Below are 20,273 nucleotides of genomic sequence, written 5' to 3' on the forward strand. Positions count from 1 at the left end.
ACTGCAAAGCAATCTGGAACCACAATGAAAGAGAGCACAACGATGAAACAACGCAACCAGCGAGGGTTCACCCTCATCGAGATTATGGTGGTTATGGTCATTCTGGGCCTGCTGGTGGCGGTGGTCGCCCCCAACATCATGGGGCGCAGTGATCAGGCCAAGGTTACGATTGCCAAGACCCAGATGAGCAATATCGCCAATGCCCTGGACCTGTATCGTCTGGACAACAGTCACTACCCCAGCACCCAGCAGGGCCTTGAGGCACTGGTTGACCGTCCCAGCGGTTCGCCGGAACCCAAGAACTGGAACCCGGACGGCTACCTGAAGAACGTCCCCGAAGACCCCTGGGGTAACCCTTACGAGTATCAGAGCCCGGGTGCCGAAGGCGCCTATGACCTCTACTCACTGGGATCCGACGGTCAGGAAGGCGGTGACGGCGACGCCGCGGACATCAGCGTTCACGACCTCGACTGACGCCGTGGCGCTGATCGCTCCCCGACGGCCTGCCGAGGCCGGCTTCACCATGATTGAGATCCTGGTGGTGCTGGTTCTGGTGGGCCTGCTGGCGTCGCTGGCCATCGTCAACCTGGGTGGCGGCAGCGAACAGCGGGAGATGAACAGCAAGGTCCGCGAGCTTTACGTATTGATGCAGACCGCGTCAGAGCAGGCCATTCTCAACAACGAGGAGCTGGGCCTGGTGGTGGACGAACAGGGTTACCGCTTCCTGGTCTATAACGAACAGGAGCAGCAGTGGCGCAGCGAGAGTGAACGTCTGTTCCGGGGGCGCGACTTTCCGGAGTGGATGAGTGTCACCCTGTTCAGCGAAGACGATATTCCCGCCATGGCCCGCGATGATGACGAAGACAGCGAAGGGCGTTTGCAGCCGGATATTGTGTTCTATTCCAGTGGCGAAACCACCCCGTTTGAACTGGAATTCCTGGCGACCCCCTCTCCGGACCAGCGCTACCGTCTGGTTGCTGACGGGCTGGATCAAATCGAACTGCAAACGCCATCGGACACGGACGACTTCTGATGCGACAACAGGGTTTCACGTTAATCGAGGTGCTGGTGGCACTGATGATTTTCGGGCTTATCGCCACTGCCGCATCCCAGGTGGGCAGCCAGTACCTGGGGAGCTTCGAGCGCACCCGGGATCTGACCCTGGCGTCCTGGATCGCCGGTAACCGGATGAACGAAGTACGACTGCAGGAAGAATTTCCTTCGGTGTCCGAGAACAGCGAGGAGGTGGACTACGCGGGTCGCCGGTGGCGAGTGGTCACCGAGGTTTCAGATACCGACGAAGACAGCATGCGGCGTGTGGAGGTGCGTGTCGAGGCGTACCGTGACCAGGGTGAGCCGGTTCAGCTGCAGACGCTGTCGGGGTTCCTGCGGGACCCGGAGCAGACCCTGTGAGTGTTGGTCCGGGCGCTCCTGGCGTACCGACCCCGGTGCGCTCCCGGAACCGGCAGACCGGCTTTACGCTGATGGAGGTCATTATTGCGGTCTCTATTACAGCCGTGATTGGCCTCGGCATCTGGCAGGTCTTGTCCGGCGTGGTGACCGCCAGGGACCGTGTGGACGAGGTATCGGGGGAGTTTGACAGCCTCCAGAAAACCTTTCTGTTACTTGAACGGGACTTGCGTCAGGTGGTCAGCCGTCCGGTTAGGAACATCTACGGCGACTACGAGCCGGCTCTCACCTCCGTCGGGGAATCCTTCGTGCTCAGCGTAACCCGCCAGGGGTGGCGTAACCCGCTGGGCAAGCAACGCAGTGAATTACAGCGAAGTGCCTGGGAGTTCACCGGGGATGAAGTGCGCCGTCGTTACTGGGTCATGCTTGACCAGGCCCAGGAAGACGAAAGCCGGGACCAGTTGCTGCTTGAGCGGGTGACGGCTTTCACCGTTCGCTTTCTGGACGAGAACCGGGACTGGCAGGAAGACTGGCCTCCGACGAACCAGGGAACTCCCGGTGGGCCTGGCGCTCCGGTCATTCCGCTACCCATGGCGGTGGAAGTGACCCTGGAGCACGAGCGTTTTGGTGAACTGACACGCCTTTTTCTCATGCCTGAGTTCGACGTCTCTGCGGTGCAAACGGCCATTACCCAGGGCAATCAGCCCGATGAGGAAGAGGATGAGAACGGTGAGGGCGACCAGGACGACGACGGGGATGATTCTGACGCCGGGACCGGGCAGGGGTTGGCGCCACCCGGGAATCAGGGAGGGGGGGCATGAGGCCAGCAGGGGCCATCACTGGTCCGGGTCGGTGCCAGCGTGGTATGGCGCTGATCATGGTATTGCTGTCCATGGCGCTGGTGGTGATGATGGCAGCGGGCATGGTCAAGCAGCAGGGCGTCAGGGTATTCCGTGCCGGGCATTTTCTGGCCCAGACCCAGGGCTATAACGTGGCCCTGGGGGCGGAAGCTTTTGCCAAGCAGGTCCTCTTTCAGGATCTCAGGACCGACCGGGAGAATAACGAACTGGTGGACAGTCCTGATGAAGTCTGGTGGCGTTATGCCGCCGTGCTGCCACTGGATGAAGGTGGGGTGGCGGAGGTCCAGGTGGATGACCTGTCCGGCCGAATCAATCTCAATGATCTGGTGAATCCCGCCGGGGCTATTGATCAACTGACCCGTGACCGGTTGATGCGCCTACTGATGGTTCTGGGGGTTACCGACGTTCATGTGGACGCCCTGGTGGACTGGGTGGACCCTGACGAAGAGCCAGTCTCGGCCTATGGGGCAGAAGACGGCCAGTACCTGATGAAAGACCCGGCGTACCGGGCGGGCAACCAGCCCTTCGCCAGTGTGACCGAGTTGCGTCTGATCGAAGGCATGACCGAAGAGGCCTACCAGTTGCTACGTCCACATGTTGCGGCACTTCCGGTTTCGGGAACCGGTATCAATGTTAACATGGCCTCAGTCCCGGTCATCCGCTCTCTGCATCAGGAGATCACCGATGCCCAGGCCAAGGCTGTCGTGGAAAGACGGGAAGAGGAGCGGTTCCTGACGACGGGTGACTTTACCGCCTTGCCCGAGTTCGCCGGCCTGGGGCTAAGACCCCAGGGCCTGAAGGTGCGTTCTGAGTTTTTCGAAGTAGTCTCCCGGATAACCCGGGATGACCGCGTAGTGAACCTGGTCAGCACCCTGTACCGGAGCAGCGAAGGCGAGCTGTCGGTGGTCCATCGTGATACCGGTCAGAAGCACAGAATAACCAAGGAGCCCTTCGGGGTGTCCGAGGAATAGAACAAGGACGCACGCTATGTCATACCATCTTTATGCCAGGCCGTTGCCCGGCAGTGCAGACCCTACCGCTGGAGAGTTGCGGCTGGACTGGGTATTGCTCGATGCCAGTGGTGAACTGCAGGCCAGTGGCCAGGATGAGACCAGGGAGAGTATCGAGGACGCGCTCAGCCGGAATTCCCTTGAAGGGGTTCGTCTGATCGGGCTGATACCCGGTGACGAAGCCCTGTTCTGTTTTGCGGACATTCCGGCCAGACAGGCCCGGTTTATACGCCAGGCGCTGCCTTTTGCGGTTGAAGAACAGCTTGCCCAGGATGTGGATACAGTTCACCTGGCCCTGGGTGGTGCGACTGAGGATGGCTACCGCGTTGCTGCTATTGACCACCAGCGTATGGGCTTGTGGCAGGAGACCTTTCTGGACTGGGAAGGCGTGGAGCTGGAGGCCATCTACCCGGATGCCGCCCTGGTGCCCCTGAAGGATCATGACTGGGCCGTCTGCCTGGGTGAGGGGATGGCACTGCTCGCTTCCCGGCGGGGTGAGTGGATGACCATGAGGACCGAGAATCTGGGGGTGTTTGCCCAGACCCTGGCTCTTCCCCAGGAAGATGAGGTGGCGGCAGAGGTCCGGGTCGTGGTCTACGGCACCGAAGCCACCTTTGCCGACAACGAGTCCGTGTTATCCGGCCTGGCTGGCACCCCGCGGCTGAGCGTGCATCGTGAGCCGATGGAAGGGGCTGTCGTTGAACTACTGGCTAGCGCTCACTATCACCATGCAGCAGAGCCGATTAATCTGTGCCAGGGCAGTTACGCACCGAGCCAGGGAAAGGGCGGTGCGCTCAGGGCCTGGCGGCCGGCTGTCGCCATTGCGGCGATCTGGTTCGTGCTTGTCATCGCCGGCCAGGTGGGCATGGGCTACTACCATCACCAGCAGGCGGCAGCCCTGGAAGACCAGGCGATGGCCATTTACCGGCAGGCGTTCCCGGAAGACCGGCGTGCGACACCCCGTAACGTCCGCCGGATCATCGAAGGCCAGCTGAGAGTTGCCGGCCAGCAAGCTGGCGATGCGGGCTTCCTGCCACTGATGAAGCACACCGGTCAACAGTACAGTGAGCTCTCGGGCAGCCAGTCGGTTCTGTTCAACTCCGTTAATTACACGAGCTCCCGGGGCGAACTGGTGGTGGATGTGCGCGCTGACAGTTATGAACGGCTCAATGCCCTGCGTTCAGGAATTGCCGAGCAGGGCCTGGAAGCCAGTATCGGTTCGGTGGTCAACGACTCTGACGGCACCCGTGCCCGTCTGACGGTATCAGGAGGTTAACCGTGTTCAGCAAGCTCAAGGAAAACCCGTCAGTCACCCGGCTCATCGCCCGATACGATCACCTGCCCAGGCGGGACCAACAGGCTCTCAAACTCATGGTGGTGGCATTGCTGCTGGCACTGGTCTATTTTGCTGTGTGGCGTCCAGTAGCTACCTATCATGATCAAGCGGTCAGTGCCCGGGATCATGCCAGCGAACTGCTGGCCTGGATGCAGCAGAATCGAGAGGTAATCAGGGGGCTCGGCGGGGGCTCTGCCTCCGAGGTCAGCGCCTCCGACAAGCCGCAAAGCAGTCGGGAACTGATGGAAACGGTCACCGGTACAGCCCGGGAAGCCGGCCTCGACCTGCAGCGCTTCGAGCCCAGCGGTGACAGCGCGATCCGGGTATGGCTTGAAAACGTACCTTTCAGTGAAGTCGCTCAGTGGCTGGAAGGCCTGAGCAGCAACCATGGCATACTGATCGAACAGGCGGCCATGGACCGGCGGGACTCTCCCGGGGTGGTTTCTGTGCGACTGACGCTGGCAATCTGAGTGGTTATGATGGAAAGTTACTGATAATACGCCGCTATGGGTGGCATAACGCTAACCGAAAGGGAGCCTTTTAATGGCAGACGGTATGGCAACGGCAGACAATGACAAGAAAATCGCCCGGGAACCTTCCGTTGTGCGGCTGGACGACACCGCTTTCAACGAGGCAAAGTCCATTCTCTACCAGGCGTACCGGCACGAACCGACTTTCCAGTACCTGTTCGATCATCGCAAGCCCGGGTATGATAAGCGCGTTCGTGCAACCATCCGTGAATTGCTCAACCTCTATTTTGAACTCAACCAGGATGCAATCGGTGTCATGGCGGACGACACGCTGGTAGCGGTGGCGTTCATCGGTGCACCTGAACTTCGCCTGAACCTGGCAGAACAGCTGAGCTGGCGACTGCGTATGGTGTTGACAGCGGGCTTCGCCTCCACCCGACGCTATCTTGATTACCATGAGAAGATCCGCGGCATGCTTCCGGGAGAGGGCACCTATCAGCTTCCGCTGATGGGCGTTCACCCGAAATATCAGAACCGCGGCTTTGGCCGACGCCTGCTGGCTGCCGTTGAGGCGCTGTGCTCCGAGAACCCCAGAGCCAATGGCCTGGTGCTGGATACCGGCAACAGCCGTTATCTGCCGTTCTATGAATCAGAAGGGTTCCGCAGCCTAGGCACCGTCCGGCTTGGGGACTATGAGGATTTTGTACTGTTCAGGGATGCGGACATTTCATCCACGAAGGCCGGCTTCCAGGCCTCCTGATCCCGACGGGATCCAGGCGGCTGTTGACCGGTCTGTTTTGGTTAAGTTGAACAGGAGTCCACGTGTCTGAATCCCGGGATTATGATCTGATCGTTATTGGCGCCGGCTCTGGCGGCGTTCGCCTTGCCCGTATGTCTGCCCAGCGCGGCGCTCGGGTGGCCGTAATCGAGTCACGGTATCTGGGCGGTACCTGTGTCAATGTGGGCTGTGTTCCCAAGAAGCTGTTTGTTTACGGCGCCCACGTTGGTGAAGACCTGGAAGATGCCGCCGGTTATGGCTGGCAGGTGCCCCGTTCCGAGGTTCGCTTTGACTGGCCAACCCTGGTGGCCAACAAGAACGCCGAGATTGAGCGCCTCAACGGCATCTACGGTCAACTGCTCGATGGAGCCGGTGTCACGGTTATTCAGGGGACCGCATCGTTGCGCGACCCCAATACGGTTGTGGTAGGTGACCGGGAGCTGACCGCAGAGCACATCACGGTCGCTACCGGTAGCTGGCCGTCCATCCCCGATGTGCCGGGCCGCGACCTGGTCCTGTCCTCCAATGAAATGTTCTATCTGCCCCAGCTGCCCCGTGAAGCGGTGATCTGGGGTGGAGGTTACATCGCCGTGGAATTCGCCGGCATTCTGGCTGGCCTGGGGGTCGACACCACCCTGATTTATCGGGGTGAGCTGTTCCTTCGTGGCTTTGATGACGATGTCCGTCGTTTCCTGGTTACGGAACTCGAGAAAAAGGGCATTCGCCTGCGATTCAACACCAATATCACGTCGGTGGAGGAGTCCGGCAGTGGTTTTGCGGTAACCCTTTCGGACGGTAGTGTCATGGAGACTGGTCTGGTGATGGCTGCGACCGGACGGCGGGCGCTGACCGATGGACTGGGCCTGGAGGCACTGGGCGTGGAATTTACCACCAGCGGTCACATTCAGGTGGACGAATACTTCCAGACCGCTGTACCGTCCATCACCGCACTCGGAGACGTTATCGGTACCCCTCAGCTGACCCCGGTTGCACTGGCCCAGGCCATGGTACTGTCCCGCCGTCTGTTTGGAGACGGCGAAGGCGAGATGGACTATCGCAATATTCCGACGGCGGTTTTCTGTCAGCCGAACATTGGTACGGTTGGTTTGACCGAGGCGGAGGCGAGGGAGGCTGGCCACCGGGTGGTGATCTACCGCTCCGAGTTCCGCCCCATGAAGCACACCCTCAGCGGCCGTGACGAGCGTAGCCTGATGAAACTTGTGGTCGATGGGGATGACGACCGGGTCCTTGGTGCCCATATGGTCGGCCCGGACGCCGGAGAGATTGTCCAGGGTATCGGAGTGGCTCTCAAATGTGGCGCCACGAAGGCCGACTTCGACAGTACCCTCGGTATCCACCCCACCTCAGCGGAAGAGTTCGTCACCATGCGTACGCCAGTGGCCTGATCTTCCGTTGTCCTTTCCGAGTCCCGAGCAGTCGCTGGGTGCCCTACAATGGCACCCAGCGACTCAGGACGCTCCTGAGCTGGTGCTTGCGTACTGGCTTGGCCAGGTAGTCGTTCATTCCCGCTTCAAGACAGCTTGCCCTGGTGCCTGGTAACACATCCGCGGTGAGGGCGATGATCGGGATTTGCCGCTGGTTCTCCCGGCGCTCCCAGTCCCGGATGGCCTGGGCAGCCGTAAAGCCGTCCATGACTGGCATATGGCAATCCATCAGAATCACCGTAAAGGGAGTCTCACTGTCGGTGACGGAGGTAATGGCCTCGCGCCCATTGGCGACAGCCCTGGTCTCGAATCCAAGGCGGTCGAGCAGGGTACGTGCCACCCGTTGATTGACCGGATTGTCCTCCACCACAAGGGCCCGGGGTGTCTGCCGTTGCTCCGTTCCGGATGGCAGCCTTTCCTGCTGGCTCCCTTGCCCGTTACCGGTTGGCGAAACCGCGGATGAGGAAAGCTCGAAGGGCACTTCAAACCGGAAACTGGAGCCCTCTCCGGAGTCACTGGTCAGCCCGATGTGGCCACCCATCAGTTCCACCAGTTTCTGAACCAGGGTCAGGCCGATACCAGTACCGCCGGTGGTGCGGGAACGGGAGGAGTCGAGCTGCTCGAAGCTGTTGAAGACCTGCTCCAGCTGCTCCGGTGGTATCCCGTGACCGTTATCCTGCACTTCGCAGGTGAGGAACACGCAGTCATCTGCCTCCTGATGCCAGTCCAGGGCCACCAGGATCGTCCCGTGGTCCGAGAACTTGATGCCATTGTCCAGCAGGCTCGCCAGGACCTGGCGGTACCTTACCGCATCGCCGGCCACTTCAGGTTTATCGGGCCAGTTTCCCGAAAGCTTCAGCTCCAGCGTGAGGCCGTGCTCTTCCGCAGCATGCCGGAAACTGGCCATGCAGTTTTCCACCAGTACTTTCGGGTTGAACGGGCGACTTTCCAGCAGTAGTGTGCCCTGGTCCAGACGGGAGACGTCCAGAATGTCATTGATCAGGGTCAGCAGGTCCTCGGTGGATCGCCTGGCAGTGTTCAGGTAGTCGGCCTGTCGGTCCGTGAGCGGTTGCTCGGACACCAGGTCCACCATGGCCAGCACCCCATTCAGGGGTGTACGCAGCTCATGGCTCATGACCGCCAGAAACTCTGTCTTGGCCTGGCTGGCCTGCTCGGCCTTCTCCCGGGCGCTTTCCGACAGGGCGAGGGTCTGATCCCGGGATTCCTGCAGGTGACCCAGGTGCCGAGCCAGCTGGTTCAGGTTGTCTTCGAGCTGGGCAATTTCTGCCACCCGGGTGCCCACCGGACCGTGCTCCCGGTAATCCCTGCGGGTCATGGCCAGCACCCGTTCGGCAAGGGTCTGCACGGGCTCGAGCAGTGTCGCCGTCAGGCGATTGACCAGAATGAGGGCAAACACCAGCAGCGAGACACCCACGACCCCTGAGGTAAGGAGGATGTCGGTTCGCCGCTCGGTCAGGCGTTGCTCACTGACCGCGACTTCCACGGATCCCACCCTCATGGCTCCGCCGGATACCCGGTAATCCGGCTCAAACCAGTCCTCGCTGTCGCTCCCGAGGGCGACCGGCAACTGGAGGATATCGGAGCTGAACCGGTGGATACTCTCGTCCTGCTGGTCATCACCGGGCCACTGACTGAATCGATCGCTGCCGACAAAGGCCATTTCGTTGCCCAACACATCAGTCACCCGGATCCACTGCAGCCTGGTCCGGTTGCTGGCCTGCTGCAGAATGTCTTCCAGCACCTTGCGGTTGCCGGAGACCACCGCGTATTCCATGACGGGTGCCAGGTTGTCAGCCAGCACCTGGGTGGAATCAAAAAGCTCCTGGCGGGCATCCGTCAGGCGGGCATGGGTAAAAAACACCATCAGGCCCACAAACATCAACACGGCAGGGAGGGCGCCCAGCAACAGGAGCTGGTTCGCGAGGCTCCTCTTGGCATTACTGTGCTTCATGGCCGCGCCTCCCCTGACGCCTGCCGGAGCAGCGCACGGACTTCTTCCACGATCTGGTCCCGCTCCGGCAGTGGCAGGTTCAGGGACCTGGCTACCTGCCGGTTGATTTCGACGCCGAAGGAGTCCGGGTAGGACGGTTCCGGGAGAATTCCGGTACGCTGCCACTCGCGGACATAGTGAGCAGCTTCGGCGGCATAGTCAGGGAGGGGCACATAGGAGGATGCAAGCACGCCAGCCCTGACAAAAGCATGGCTGGGCCCTATGACAAGCCGGTTACGACGATAGGTCGTCAACAGAATGTGTTTGATAGTACGGGGGTTGTAGATGACGTCGTCCGGGGTGGCCAGAAGAAAGTCGCCGTAACTCAGGGCCCGTGACAGGGTGGGGATCAGGGCGTCGTCACCGCTGACGAGGAACACCCGTGCCTCGATGCCATAGCGCTCCAGCTCGCTGATAAGGGGCTCATAGCGACTGGCCTGGTCAGGACGTGCCAGCAGCGCCATCCGGCTCGCCTGGGGCAGTACCACCCGGCCAATCAGGGCCTGGCGAAGCAACGGGGGATCGTAATAAACGCTGGATATGCGGGTATCAGCATTCTCGGCAAGGCCCGCGAGGGTGTCGGAGCCGGTCAGCAATGCGAGGACCTGCCGTTGTGTGCCCGCTTCGAGTACCTGGGTCAGCGCTTCCTGCCCGAGGGTGATGACCGGCCCGGGAGGCCCTTCAAACGTACTCAGTGACGAAAACGCCCGCACTTCGGTATCAGGCCCGAGCTGCTCTTCCAGCAGTTCTGTAAATCTCAGGTTGAACGTGGGATTGCCGGAACCCTGAAGATACACCACGTCGGCACGGGCCGGGTGAGGCGTGGCGGCGAATGCTGCGAGAAATAACAGGGCGATAACCAGCCCGCGGTCCATGAGCAGACCGGCGCGGCACACTTTTCCGGCTTTTCGGGAATTACAGCTACCCATACCCATCCTGGTTGTTATCAGGGTCCTTTCAGCCTGGTGGTCAGAACCTGAGGCCGGCTTCGAGGAAGAACTGGTTTCGATCCCTGTAGTTGTTGTCTCGGCTCAACAAGGGGTTGTCATTGAGGTAATGCTGAACGATCAGGGCGACATCATAACTCATCCGGGGGCCGTGGACCGTTCTGGCGACACGCAGGTCCGCCCGCTGATAGGGGCCACTGCGGAACTCATCGGCCACGTACCAGGCCACGGCAGAACTCCAGTCGGCAGGATAGCGCTGAATCCATGAGAGGCTGCCGGTGTGACGCACCGACAATCGCCCTTCGCGGGCCACGATGGTTTGCTGCTCCTCTGGTGCGATGCCGTCATCGGCGGTATACCAGCCCTCCTGGTCCATATAACCGTAAGCAAGGCGAAGCCGTGTATCCCCAAGATCAAGCGCTGTTTCCAGCTCAACACCCTGTTGGTCGATGGCGACCCGGTTGCCCAGGTCAAAATCCTCGACATTGATCACCCCGGCCACCAGGTCCCGGAGCTCGTCATAAAAGAAACGAACCTCGGTGGACAGCGTCCCCCGCCCGAGGCGGAACTGGCCGTAATAGCTGATCTCCCGGCTGGTGATCCTCTCCTCGTCCAGATTGCCCTCGGCTTCGGCATAATAGCCGGCAAAGTCGGTGGGGCTGGTTGCGTCAAATTCAGCGTCAACCCTCTGGCCTTCAAGGTCACTGTAAATAGACGGACTGACGTTCTCCGGGGTGTAGGCCCAGTCCGCCCGCTGTTCCAGTGCGTCTGGGGTACGAACGGCCCTGGAGTATACAAAGCGCAGCGTCTGGTTTTCAGTGAGATGAAGGTTCGCGGCCAGGCGGGGCGACAGGAAGTTGTCGTCCAGCAGGGAAGTGTGCTCGTAGTTGGCGCCGGCGTTGAAGGTGAGCCAGTACACCGGGGTGTACTCCAGGTTCGCAAACAGGCGGGACTGGTAAAGCTCACCACTGCCGCCAAAGAAGGTTTCCGATTCGTAGCCATCTTCCCGGTAACCGAGGCCGCTTACCAGCCGCAGGTCAGGGTTAACCTCCCAGGTGTCCTGTAATTCGAACTCCAGTCGCTGTTGTTGGAGGTCTTCATTGAGCCTTGTGCAAAGAGGGGCAGGGGCGCCCTCAAGTTCGATGCAACTTATCCAGTCCTTGTCACGGTTGTACCTCTGGTAACTGCTCTGGAATTCGACCAGGTGGCTGTCGAGGCCGCCGTAACCATATCTTACCTGAAGGTAATGATCCCGCACTTCATCATCCGGGTCGGTCTGAATACCCAGGTCGGAACCACCCATCTTGATGGGGTCATCCTCATCAACGCCGTCAGTCACTCCGGCCCGGAACTCGAAAGAGTGGTAGGGGGACGGTTGCAGTACGCTATCGTAGTAAAACTGGTTGAACTCGAAGCCATCGCGGATCGACTCCTTGCGCAGGTCTTCGTCGCTGTTGTACTGGAAATCGAATCCCTCCGACTCCCTCCGGTGCCAGGCAACCCGCCAGCTGTACTCATCCCGGGTATGACCGTGATACGCTGTATAGTTACGAATGCCCGGTCCGCCGCCCTGGGCATGTAAACCGGTGCCGGCGGTATTCTCCGGTGACAGCGTAATGATATTGATGGACGCCAGGAACGCATTGTTGCCATAGGCGGCCGAATTGGGCCCCCGGCTGATTTCGATACGATCGATCAGCTCTATGGGAACCGGCATGGCATTCCAGTCCACGTCGGCCAGGCTTGGCAGATAGCCGGTGCGCCCATCGATGAGTACCTGCAGGCGCCGCTGTTCGTAGGCGACTGTACCGTGGTAACTCACCGTCGGCTGATTGCTGCCGACAGCCGCAACCGTCATTCCGGGAACCAGGCGAAAAACATCTGCCAGGGCAACCATCCCCAGATCGCGGATGGTTTCGCCGGAGATTACCGTGGTTGTGCCGGGCACGCGGGCTTTGGGTTGGCGTAGCCGGGTCGTGGTGAGCACCTCCGGTACGGCGCTGTAGCTGGTTTCAGGTCTGTCAGTTTCGCCCAGGGCCAGCCAGGGCGGCATTTCCGCCTCTTCGGCGCCAGCCAGTGGCGCGGATAACAGGGTTACGCCAAGCGCCAACGCTAAACCGGCTGATTTGTCTGGAGGTCTGCCTTTGCCGAGCTTGTGGGTCATTATGTCTGGAGCCTTGGAGACGAGCCTGATGAATATTATTTAAGATTAGCTCAGGAATTGGCATCATATCGGAAAGTCAGCCGCCTGCAACCAGGAGCACCTTGATTGATGAACTGTTGGGAAACACTGGGCATTGAGCCAACCCGTGATACCGCCCGGATCCGGGAGGCCTTCGAACGGCAAAGCAAGTTTGCTGACGGCGAAGAGGCACGGCGGCTGGAGATGGCCTACCGCGATGCCTTGGCCGAGGCGGGACATGAAGCCGGGCCCGGTGTGGTTGCAGTGCCGGAGCCGTCACCTGTCAGGGAGCGCCGGTCCGAGGAGGACAGGACCGATGACGCATCCGGCTGGCAAGCCGAAGCGCGCCGGGCGCCACTGACAGCCAGCGAACAGCAGGTGGTCCGGGAGGTGGTCATTCAGGTCAATGCCATGCTTCACGACAATCTCCGGCTGCAGGATGTGGCAATCTGGCGTGCCATCCTGACTGAACCACCCGCTGACCAGGACCATGTGCGAGCGGCCATTGGTGATGAGCTGGAGCCGCGTTTGCGCCCACTTGCCGAAGAATCCCGTTTGCCGGCACCGGTGGCGCGCTTCCTGGGGGACTGGTTTGGCTGGTATGGCATGACTGATGCACTGGAGCGACAGGAGAACGAGCCGGATCTGACCCTGGATGATGCCGGGCGTTACCAGGGCATCAGTTTTCCATCATCGGATCAGAGCGACAACGCCCAGCCTGAACGACCCCAGATGACCAACTTCTGGCCAGCGGTGATCGGCTGGATCGTGGGTATTATTATCCTCACCAGTCTGTTCGGTGCGTTGACCGGGGGAGGGGGCTGAGCAATCCCCCCGATGATTCAGGAAGGCGTTACCTGGCCCTGTTCTTCGGCCGCGTCAATAAGTCGTCTGTAGCGCTGTGCGAGCATGGCTCCGACGATGACCTGGATCTGGTTGTAGCACATGATCGGCAGTACGATCATGCCGAACCCGGGGTGTCCGGAAAACAGCACCTTGGCCATGGGCAACCCCGACGCCAGGCTTTTCTTCGAACCGCAGAAGACCACGGCAGCCTCATCCTCCAGGCTGAACCCGAAATGCCGCACCAGCAGGTGGGCCACCAGCATGAAGAATCCGAGCAGAGCAAAGCACAGCGCAATGGTCAGCCCGATCGCTGTCAGCGGCAGGTTTTCCCAGAGCCCGCTGACCACGGAGTGGGAAAAGGCCGAGTAAACGATCAGCCAGATAACGAGCTGGTCGTAACGGGATGTAAGATTCTCGTGCCGGGCCAGGAAACCGCCCAGCCAGGGCCGCATGGCGTGCCCCACCGCAAATGGTAACAACAGCTGCACCACGATGTCCTTCAGGGCTTCCAGCACCGAGAAGCTCCCCCCTCCGGAGGTGCTGACCAGCAGGATCAGCAGGAAGGGTGTAAGCATCATGCCGAACACGTTGGATGCCGCCGCACTGCAGATGGCCGCCGGCACATTGCCCCGTGCCATGGCGGTGTAGGCAATGGAAGACGACACTGCCGAGGGCAGAACACCGAGATAGAGAAATCCCAGCCCGAGGTCTTCCGGCATCCACTCGGGTGCGATGCCGCTCAGCCCGTTAATGGGAAGCACCACCAGCGGGAAGAATACAAAGGTGAGGGAAGTGATCAGGATGTGCAGTCGCCAGTGGGTCGCACCGTCGATGATCTGTTGCCGGGACAGAGCCGCACCGTGGAGAAAGAACAGCAGCGCAACCGCAATGGTGCCTGCCACGGACAGCGCCTCTGCGGCACTTCCCCTGACCGGCAGAAAGGTTGCCAGCACAATGGCGCCCAGAAGCAGCATCGTGAACGTATCAAGGCGGAATTTCATGGCTACGCCCCTTCCAGAGCAGTGAGACTGGGCTCCAGCAGCGCTCGAGCCAGTTGGGCCGCTTTGTCGGAATTCTGTTGTCGGACGGCGGCCAGAAGGAGTTCGTGATCCTCCTGCGACGGCTCAGGGAGGTCGGCTTCCTGCTCGGTTCGCTGGATGGTTTCGGCTACAGACTGGGCGAAATAGCGGTACAGCTCCAGCAGGGCAGGGTTGTGGGCCGCTTCCACCAGGGCGTGGTGGAAGGCCTCATCGTGGGCGATTCGCTGCTCCAGGTCATCGCCGGCCCGGGCTCGCCGGTCCAGCGCCGCGGTCATCCGTTCGATATCGTTGGCGGTACGGCGCCGGGCGGCAAGACCGGCCGCCTCGGCCTCAAGCATGATGCGTACTTCCAGCTGGTCCCGCAGGCGGGAGCGACCGATGCGGCGCAGCGACTCTCCGGGATCACGGGTTGAGCGGACGTAGGTGCCGTCTCCCTGCCTGGTTTCCAGCATGCCCACATGGGCCAGCACTCGGACTGCTTCACGCACGGTATTTCGGCTGACACCCAGGGACTCTGCCAGGTCGGCTTCCACTGGCAAACGTTGACCAACCGGCCACTTTCCCTGTTGTATTGCCTGGCGCAGGCTCTCGATGGCGGTTTCCACCAGGGAACCTCGCCGGATGGGTGTGAGGTTGTGCATGGTTAAGCTGTCCTTTGATGGGATAACCAATCATCCTATGATTGGTTTATTAATTCAAGATCACGGGTAACAAACTGAATAATGGGTCTATACTGGGGGTGGTCAGCCCGAATTTATCAACATCACAGCGAGGTCCCCATGGAAAAACCGGTCCACACACTGTCAGAGCTGTTTGAGCAACTGGGCCTGCCCAGTGACAGCGATTCCATTGAGGCATTTATTGCGGAACACCGCCCGTTGCCCGAAAGCACCCGCCTGCCCGACGCCCCTTTCTGGAACGAAAGTCAGAGACACTTTCTGCGGGAGGAGTGGGAAGAGGATGCCGACTGGGCGGAGTTGGTGGATACCCTGAATAACCGGCTCCGGTAACGCCGGTCAGTCAGGGGGGAACCGCCGGGAGCCGGGTATCAGAACCGCAACAGGGCTGAGCCCCAGGTAAAACCACCGCCGAAGGCTTCCAGCAGAATCACTTCATTGCGTTTGATGCGCCCGTCCCGGACCGCCACGTCCAGTGCCAGGGGAATGGACGCCGCCGAGGTGTTGCCGTGCTGATCAACAGTCACAACCACCTGGTCCATAGGCATGTTCAGCTTTTTGGCCGTAGCGGCAATGATGCGCAGGTTGGCCTGGTGGGGCACCAGCCAGTCGATATCTGACTTCTGCATCCGGTTGGCGGCCAGGGTCTCGTCAACAATCTTGCCGAGGGTGTTCACAGCCACCTTGAACACCTCGTTCCCTTTCATCTCGATAAAGGCCCGGCCGGCTTTCACCTGGTTGTAGTTGGAGGCGATTCCGCAGGGTACGTGGAGCAGTTCTTCGTACTGGCCGTCTGCGTGGATGTGGGTGGACAGGATGCCGGTCTCTTCATCAGCTTCCAGAATCACCGCACCGGCCCCGTCACCGAAAAGCACGCAGGTGCCCCGGTCTTCCCAGTCCACAATACGGGAAAACACCTCAGCGCCTACCACCAGCGCCTTGCGGCTACTCCCGGTACGGACGAACTTGTCGGCCACTGACAGGGCGTAGACAAATCCACTGCACACAGCCTGGATATCGAAGGCAGGGCAGCCCTTGATACCCAGCCGGGCCTGCAGAATGCACGCGCAGCTGGGAAAGATCTTGTCGGGGGTAGAGGTGGCAAAAACGATCAGGTCGATGTCCTGCAGCTCAACGCCTGCGGCCTCTGCGGCCCGGCGGGCGGCAACCTCTGCCAGGTCGACCGTGGTTTGCTCAGGGGCCGCCACATGGCGCTGTGAAATACCGGTACGCTCCCTGATCCACTGGTCAGTGGTGTCGACCATCTTTTCCATGTCTTTGTTGGTCAGGACATTTTCCGGCAGGTAGGAGCCTGTGCCGGTAATTCGAGCGTATGGCATGCGTGACGTTTCCCGGGATTGCAAATTTTTGTGAAAGTCGAAGTTTATAAATGCATCCTACACTGTATCAAACGCCCGGGGTTATTAGCGATTTGTCAAAGATGCCTGCGGAGCCTGATTTCCGGATAGCGCTGAAGCCCGAAACATGGACGAGCGGCAACTTGACCAACCCGGGAGCGCAGGCCTTTACTGAGAAAAACCGGCGCCGGACCACATCTCCGGGGCCGATATGAAGGGCATGGAGAAGTCCCGGCAGTTGGTCAGGCAATGGCTACGGGAAAAACCCGACCACACGCTCAACACTCACCCTGAGAGAGCGATGCCATGGCACAAGCAGAACCGCTGTACCCGGTTCCGGCAGAGGAACCCAATGCACCGGAAGACTGGCTGGAACCCTTCCGGGAAGTCCGTATCGTCACTGAGCAGCTGTGCGGTCCGCTGGAAACCGAAGACTACGTGATCCAGAGCATGGACGACGTAAGCCCGCCAAAGTGGCACCTGGCCCATGTGACCTGGTTTTTCGAGACCTTTCTTCTCAGGCCATACCTGAGAGGTTATGTGCCACTCAACGATACCTACGACCACCTGTTCAATTCCTACTACGAAACCCACGGCAATCCGTTCCCCAGGCCCCGCCGGGGCATACTGTCCCGGCCTACGGTAGCGGATGTCTATCGCTACCGGCACTATGTGGATGAGGCCATGGGGCTGTTGCTGAGCAATCCGCCCGCAGAGCACAGCCGCACCATTGCCGAGCGCACCTGCCTGGGCATTCACCATGAACAGCAGCACCAGGAATTGCTGGTCATGGATATCAAGCACATTCTCGCCCAGAATCCGCTGCGTCCTGTGTATACGGATCGTTTGCAGGCACCGCCGCCCCGGCACCCGGTGGCAATGGGCTGGTACGGGTACGAGGGGGGCGTAGTATCGGTCGGCGTGGAACCCGGTGGTGATGATTTTGCCTTCGACAACGAACAACCGGCTCACCGGCAGTACCTGGAACCGTTCGAGTTGGCCACAAGGCCGGTGAGCAACCAGGAGTTCCTGCATTTCATAGAGCAGGGCGGCTATCGGGACCCCGCGCTGTGGCTGTCAGACGGGTGGCAACTGGTTCAACAGCAGGGTTGGGAGGCGCCCCTGTACTGGGCCAGGGAAGGGCAGCAGTGGTGGCACTTTACCCTTAGGGGCTGGTGCCCGGTGGATCCGGATGCGCCGGTCTGTCATGTCAGTTTCTATGAAGCGGATGCGTTTGCCCGATGGGCGGGGGAGCGACTGCCCACCGAGGCCGAGTGGGAGCATGCGGCCACCCACACGCCGAACCGGCACGGGAATTTCCTTGACAGCGGCTACCTGCAACCGGTTGGCACGCGGGTTCGCCATGACTTTGACAAGCGGCGCCCTGGCCAGCTTCTGGGGGACGTGTGGGAATGGACGGGCAGTGCCTATCGGCCATATCCGGGTTTCAGAACCCTCTCCGGCAGCCTGGGGGAATACAACGGCAAGTTCATGTCCGGCCAGATGGTGTTGCGAGGTGGATGTTGCGCCACCCCGGCCAGTCATATCCGTCCTACCTACCGCAACTTCTTTCCACCCTCAGCCCGCTGGGCTTTTTCCGGATTCCGACTCGCCAGGGAGGCTCGCAAGTGAGTACCGCAACCGTTCAGTTCCATAATCAGCTACCTGAAGATCACGCACCTACCATGGCAGAGGAAGTGCTCACCGGACTGACCTCGAGGCCAAAATTCTGTTCTCCAAAATTCCTTTATGATCAGAAGGGTTCAGAGCTTTTCGAGAAAATATGTGAACTTCCGGAGTATTATCCCACCCGGACGGAAGAGGCGATTCTGGCCCGGGCGGTTCCGGAAATTGCTAACCTGGCGGGGCCGGGAGCTACCCTGGTGGAGTTTGGCAGTGGCGCCAGCCGCAAGGTCCGGCTGCTGCTGGAATGTCTGTCCGTGAACCGCTATCTGGGCATCGATATCTCCCGGGAGTTTCTCATCAACAGCACTCGCCGACTGGCGGCAGACTATCCCTGGCTGGAGGTACACGCTGCCTGCGCGGACTTTACACGGCCGGTGGACCTGCCACAGGACATTGAACCAAATCGCCTGGTGGGTTTTTTCCCCGGATCCAGTATTGGCAACTTCACGCCTCAGGAGGCCGAGGGTTTTCTCAAAGGACTGCACCGGTTACTGCCGCCGGGTAGCGGCTTGCTGCTCGGTGTCGACCTGGTAAAAGACCAGAAAACCCTGGAAGCGGCCTATAATGACCTGTCCGGGGTGACAGCAGAGTTCAACCTGAACCTGCTGGATCGGATGCAGCGGGAACTGGGACTGGCGATTGACCGCAATCGTTTCCGCCATCACGCATTCTTCAATCCCCGCGAATCCCGTATCGAGATGCACCTTGAAAGCCGGGTGGCCCAGGTGCTCAGATTCAACGGTCAGACCATCCGTTTCCGGGAGGGCGAATCCATCCACACGGAGAACTCCTACAAGTATTCTGTTCCGGGCTTCAAGAACCTTGCGGCCCGTGCCGGTTTTTCGGGGCGTCGGGTGTGGGTGGACGAGAAAGGTCTGTTCAGCGTGCATTATCTGGTTGCGTCTCCGTAAGTTGGGTAGTTCTTCGGAACACACGAACACACAGGCCGCTTCCGGAGGTTCGCTGATGTCTCTGGCGGGATCAGCGTTTGCGTCCGTTGATAGAGGTCAAGGATGTGACCGGTTCATGGTGAAGATCCTGGGTTGACCACCGTGAAGGCCCCGGCGCAACCGATGTTTTTGGTTTACACTCGAAGCAGGCCCGTATCCTCACGGAGCAATCGACAAAGGAGTTTCTATGGCATCCTCAAGAATCGTTCACCTTTACATCGGTAAAGCCATCCCGCCCGCCGATGCCAGTGGAAGCGAACAGATCATCGCACTCTGGCGCCAGCTCGGGACCTTTTTCAGTGAGCGTTCCTTCGAGGCCCAGAACGGCCTGAAAGGCTCGGCGAGACCCTACCGGATCACAATGGACAGCAGCAGGCTTCTGGCTGCCATGGAACAGGCCCGGGATGAGTCGGGCAGCTTCAGCGACCACCGCAGTGCCCACATCGAAAATCCTGCCAACCGAATCGACGCCGAGCTTGCCATCACCTTGGCCGCTGATGGTCAGGCTCCCGAAGAAGTGGAGAGCTATCAGGTAGCGACGGTATTTCTTCATCAACTGGTGATGGCCGTCAATATCATCCGCCCTGGAGCCATCCAGATTCTGGATGCCAGATTTACGGGTGAGGGGGCCCACCGTTTTGAGGCACAGGAGTTCGATGCCCTCATTTTCCACGGGGCCCTGAAAACCGCCGCACTGAATGACTGGCCTTCTTTTGGCAGTCCCAGGCTGGACGCAGTCTGGAGCTGGCTCGAGAATACAGGTGTCGCAGGACGTGGCACAGCCATTCAGGACATCAACCGGGTCCTCTTTACTCTTCTGAAGGTCGCCGAGCAGCGCCATGAGTACAGCGCCCGAACGGTGCTGCTGGTGATGTATCAGCTTGAAGTGCTGCTGGACTGCCGCGAGGCCCGTAGCCTGGAGCGCCTGAGGAACCGCTGCCAGATGGTGCTGGGCAAGATTTCTGAAGCGTCGGACTGTTTCAACGAACTCTACGATGTACGGAACAGTCTGTTCCTGGCCAATCAGCCGGTTCACCGCCCGCCACTGATCTGTCACAGCACGGCCGACGAGCTCCGGGAGCAAATCGGGCAGCACAACAATGCGGTCGAAGCGGGAACCGCGATTGTTCTGGCCCTGATACAGGACCTGATCGCCCATGATGCGAAGGCCTTTGAATTTACCGAGCAGCTGTCACGACAGTAGCGCTCGGGACCAGCGCTAATAGCAGGATGGACCGTGATCAGCGGGATGCTCATGGCTGGCTCA

20 protein-coding genes are annotated in these 20,273 nt (G+C 60.2%); 14 read left to right on the forward strand and 6 right to left on the reverse strand.

Going from position 1 to position 20,273, the window contains the following annotated elements; genetic code table 11:
• Window positions 1–42 precede the first annotated feature (42 nt).
• The 9 genes from gspG (at window position 43) to gorA (ending at window position 7,270) form a co-directional block, all read left to right on the forward strand.
• Window positions 43–474: a type II secretion system major pseudopilin GspG gene (gspG, locus tag ACESMZ_RS07020; RefSeq protein ID WP_372957563.1), complete on the forward strand. Its 432-nt coding sequence runs from the start codon at window positions 43–45 to the stop codon at window positions 472–474.
• 4 nt (window positions 475–478) lie between these two features.
• Window positions 479–1,033, forward strand: a complete 555-nt coding sequence (gspH, locus tag ACESMZ_RS07025) for a type II secretion system minor pseudopilin GspH (protein WP_372957564.1) — start codon at window positions 479–481, stop codon at window positions 1,031–1,033.
• Entirely contained in the window at window positions 1,033–1,413 is a 381-nt protein-coding gene (gene gspI / locus ACESMZ_RS07030; protein WP_372957565.1) for a type II secretion system minor pseudopilin GspI, read from the forward strand. Before gspH ends, gspI begins: the two co-directional genes overlap by 1 nt.
• The gene (gene gspJ, locus ACESMZ_RS07035; protein WP_372972404.1) at window positions 1,410–2,231 is read left to right on the forward strand and encodes a type II secretion system minor pseudopilin GspJ; all 822 of its coding nucleotides are present in this window, start codon (window positions 1,410–1,412) and stop codon (window positions 2,229–2,231) included. Before gspI ends, gspJ begins: the two co-directional genes overlap by 4 nt.
• A complete protein-coding gene (gspK, locus tag ACESMZ_RS07040) occupies window positions 2,228–3,241 on the forward strand; it encodes a type II secretion system minor pseudopilin GspK (protein ID WP_372957567.1) in 1,014 nt (337 codons plus the stop codon). The genes gspJ and gspK overlap by 4 nt, the downstream gene beginning before the upstream one ends.
• A gap of 16 nt (window positions 3,242–3,257) precedes the next feature.
• On the forward strand, window positions 3,258–4,556 hold the full coding sequence (gene gspL, locus ACESMZ_RS07045) for a type II secretion system protein GspL (RefSeq protein WP_372957568.1): 1,299 nt from the start codon (window positions 3,258–3,260) through the stop codon (window positions 4,554–4,556).
• A gap of 2 nt (window positions 4,557–4,558) precedes the next feature.
• On the forward strand, window positions 4,559–5,086 hold the full coding sequence (gene gspM / locus ACESMZ_RS07050) for a type II secretion system protein GspM (RefSeq protein ID WP_372972405.1): 528 nt from the start codon (window positions 4,559–4,561) through the stop codon (window positions 5,084–5,086).
• A gap of 73 nt (window positions 5,087–5,159) precedes the next feature.
• A complete protein-coding gene (locus ACESMZ_RS07055) occupies window positions 5,160–5,846 on the forward strand; it encodes a GNAT family N-acetyltransferase (RefSeq protein WP_372957570.1) in 687 nt (228 codons plus the stop codon).
• Window positions 5,847–5,908: 62 nt separating this feature from the next.
• The gene (gorA, locus tag ACESMZ_RS07060; RefSeq protein WP_372957571.1) at window positions 5,909–7,270 is read left to right on the forward strand and encodes a glutathione-disulfide reductase; all 1,362 of its coding nucleotides are present in this window, start codon (window positions 5,909–5,911) and stop codon (window positions 7,268–7,270) included.
• A 43-nt stretch (window positions 7,271–7,313) separates the two neighbouring features.
• Here gorA and ACESMZ_RS07065 read toward each other — a convergent pair whose 3' ends face one another.
• From ACESMZ_RS07065 to ACESMZ_RS07075, 3 genes are read right to left on the reverse strand one after another with little or no spacing between them, the layout of a single operon-like run.
• On the reverse strand, window positions 7,314–9,281 hold the full coding sequence (locus ACESMZ_RS07065; protein ID WP_372957572.1) for an ATP-binding protein: 1,968 nt from the start codon (window positions 9,279–9,281) through the stop codon (window positions 7,314–7,316).
• Entirely contained in the window at window positions 9,278–10,249 is a 972-nt protein-coding gene (locus ACESMZ_RS07070) for an ABC transporter substrate-binding protein (protein ID WP_372957573.1), read from the reverse strand. Before ACESMZ_RS07070 ends, ACESMZ_RS07065 begins: the two co-directional genes overlap by 4 nt.
• 40 nt (window positions 10,250–10,289) lie before the next feature.
• A complete protein-coding gene (locus ACESMZ_RS07075; protein WP_372957574.1) occupies window positions 10,290–12,377 on the reverse strand; it encodes a TonB-dependent receptor plug domain-containing protein in 2,088 nt (695 codons plus the stop codon).
• 162 nt (window positions 12,378–12,539) lie between these two features.
• On the opposite strand from ACESMZ_RS07075, the gene ACESMZ_RS07080 reads away from it, so the two are divergent.
• A complete protein-coding gene (locus tag ACESMZ_RS07080; RefSeq protein ID WP_372957575.1) occupies window positions 12,540–13,274 on the forward strand; it encodes a J domain-containing protein in 735 nt (244 codons plus the stop codon).
• 17 nt (window positions 13,275–13,291) lie between these two features.
• Here ACESMZ_RS07080 and ACESMZ_RS07085 read toward each other — a convergent pair whose 3' ends face one another.
• Together ACESMZ_RS07085 and ACESMZ_RS07090 are read right to left on the reverse strand one after the other, a co-directional pair.
• A complete protein-coding gene (locus ACESMZ_RS07085) occupies window positions 13,292–14,296 on the reverse strand; it encodes a bile acid:sodium symporter family protein (protein ID WP_372957576.1) in 1,005 nt (334 codons plus the stop codon).
• A gap of 2 nt (window positions 14,297–14,298) precedes the next feature.
• The gene (locus tag ACESMZ_RS07090) at window positions 14,299–14,976 is read right to left on the reverse strand and encodes a FadR/GntR family transcriptional regulator (RefSeq protein ID WP_372957577.1); all 678 of its coding nucleotides are present in this window, start codon (window positions 14,974–14,976) and stop codon (window positions 14,299–14,301) included.
• A gap of 138 nt (window positions 14,977–15,114) precedes the next feature.
• On the opposite strand from ACESMZ_RS07090, the gene ACESMZ_RS07095 reads away from it, so the two are divergent.
• Entirely contained in the window at window positions 15,115–15,345 is a 231-nt protein-coding gene (locus ACESMZ_RS07095) for a DUF2789 domain-containing protein (RefSeq protein ID WP_372957578.1), read from the forward strand.
• A 38-nt stretch (window positions 15,346–15,383) separates the two neighbouring features.
• On the opposite strand, the gene ACESMZ_RS07100 is transcribed toward ACESMZ_RS07095, so the two are convergent.
• Window positions 15,384–16,352, reverse strand: coding sequence for a beta-ketoacyl-ACP synthase III (locus ACESMZ_RS07100; RefSeq protein ID WP_372972406.1), 969 nt, complete (start codon window positions 16,350–16,352; stop codon window positions 15,384–15,386).
• Between the two features lie 324 nt (window positions 16,353–16,676).
• Here ACESMZ_RS07100 and egtB point away from each other — a divergent pair, with 324 nt between their 5' ends.
• The 3 genes from egtB to ACESMZ_RS07115 all read left to right on the forward strand — a co-directional run bounded on the left by egtB (window position 16,677) and on the right by ACESMZ_RS07115 (window position 20,210).
• Window positions 16,677–18,002 carry an ergothioneine biosynthesis protein EgtB gene (gene egtB / locus ACESMZ_RS07105; RefSeq protein ID WP_372957580.1) on the forward strand — a complete coding sequence of 442 codons (1,326 nt, stop codon included), beginning with the start codon at window positions 16,677–16,679 and terminating at the stop codon, window positions 18,000–18,002.
• 53 nt (window positions 18,003–18,055) lie between these two features.
• Entirely contained in the window at window positions 18,056–18,967 is a 912-nt protein-coding gene (gene egtD / locus ACESMZ_RS07110; RefSeq protein WP_372957610.1) for an L-histidine N(alpha)-methyltransferase, read from the forward strand.
• Window positions 18,968–19,193: 226 nt separating this feature from the next.
• Window positions 19,194–20,210, forward strand: a complete 1,017-nt coding sequence (locus tag ACESMZ_RS07115) for a hypothetical protein (protein WP_372957581.1) — start codon at window positions 19,194–19,196, stop codon at window positions 20,208–20,210.
• The last annotated feature ends 63 nt before the right edge of the window (window positions 20,211–20,273 follow it).

The organism is Marinobacter sp., assembly GCF_041690615.1.
Taxonomy (GTDB): domain Bacteria; phylum Pseudomonadota; class Gammaproteobacteria; order Pseudomonadales; family Oleiphilaceae; genus Marinobacter.

Excerpts from the sequence above, each read along its gene's own strand:
- gspG (WP_372957563.1), top strand. The coding sequence starts at position 43 with ATGAAACAACGCAACCAGCGAGGGTTCACCCTCATCGAGATTATGGTG.
- gspI (WP_372957565.1), top strand. The coding sequence starts at position 1,033 with ATGCGACAACAGGGTTTCACGTTAATCGAGGTGCTGGTGGCACTGATG.
- gspK (WP_372957567.1), top strand. The coding sequence starts at position 2,228 with ATGAGGCCAGCAGGGGCCATCACTGGTCCGGGTCGGTGCCAGCGTGGT.
- gspL (WP_372957568.1), top strand. The coding sequence starts at position 3,258 with ATGTCATACCATCTTTATGCCAGGCCGTTGCCCGGCAGTGCAGACCCT.
- ACESMZ_RS07055 (WP_372957570.1), top strand. The coding sequence starts at position 5,160 with ATGGCAGACGGTATGGCAACGGCAGACAATGACAAGAAAATCGCCCGG.
- ACESMZ_RS07065 (WP_372957572.1), bottom strand. The coding sequence starts at position 9,281 with ATGAAGCACAGTAATGCCAAGAGGAGCCTCGCGAACCAGCTCCTGTTG.
- ACESMZ_RS07070 (WP_372957573.1), bottom strand. The coding sequence starts at position 10,249 with ATGGGTAGCTGTAATTCCCGAAAAGCCGGAAAAGTGTGCCGCGCCGGT.
- ACESMZ_RS07080 (WP_372957575.1), top strand. The coding sequence starts at position 12,540 with ATGAACTGTTGGGAAACACTGGGCATTGAGCCAACCCGTGATACCGCC.
- ACESMZ_RS07085 (WP_372957576.1), bottom strand. The coding sequence starts at position 14,296 with ATGAAATTCCGCCTTGATACGTTCACGATGCTGCTTCTGGGCGCCATT.
- ACESMZ_RS07090 (WP_372957577.1), bottom strand. The coding sequence starts at position 14,976 with ATGCACAACCTCACACCCATCCGGCGAGGTTCCCTGGTGGAAACCGCC.
- ACESMZ_RS07095 (WP_372957578.1), top strand. The coding sequence starts at position 15,115 with ATGGAAAAACCGGTCCACACACTGTCAGAGCTGTTTGAGCAACTGGGC.
- ACESMZ_RS07100 (WP_372972406.1), bottom strand. The coding sequence starts at position 16,352 with ATGCCATACGCTCGAATTACCGGCACAGGCTCCTACCTGCCGGAAAAT.
- egtB (WP_372957580.1), top strand. The coding sequence starts at position 16,677 with ATGGCACAAGCAGAACCGCTGTACCCGGTTCCGGCAGAGGAACCCAAT.
- egtD (WP_372957610.1), top strand. The coding sequence starts at position 18,056 with ATGGCAGAGGAAGTGCTCACCGGACTGACCTCGAGGCCAAAATTCTGT.
- ACESMZ_RS07115 (WP_372957581.1), top strand. The coding sequence starts at position 19,194 with ATGGCATCCTCAAGAATCGTTCACCTTTACATCGGTAAAGCCATCCCG.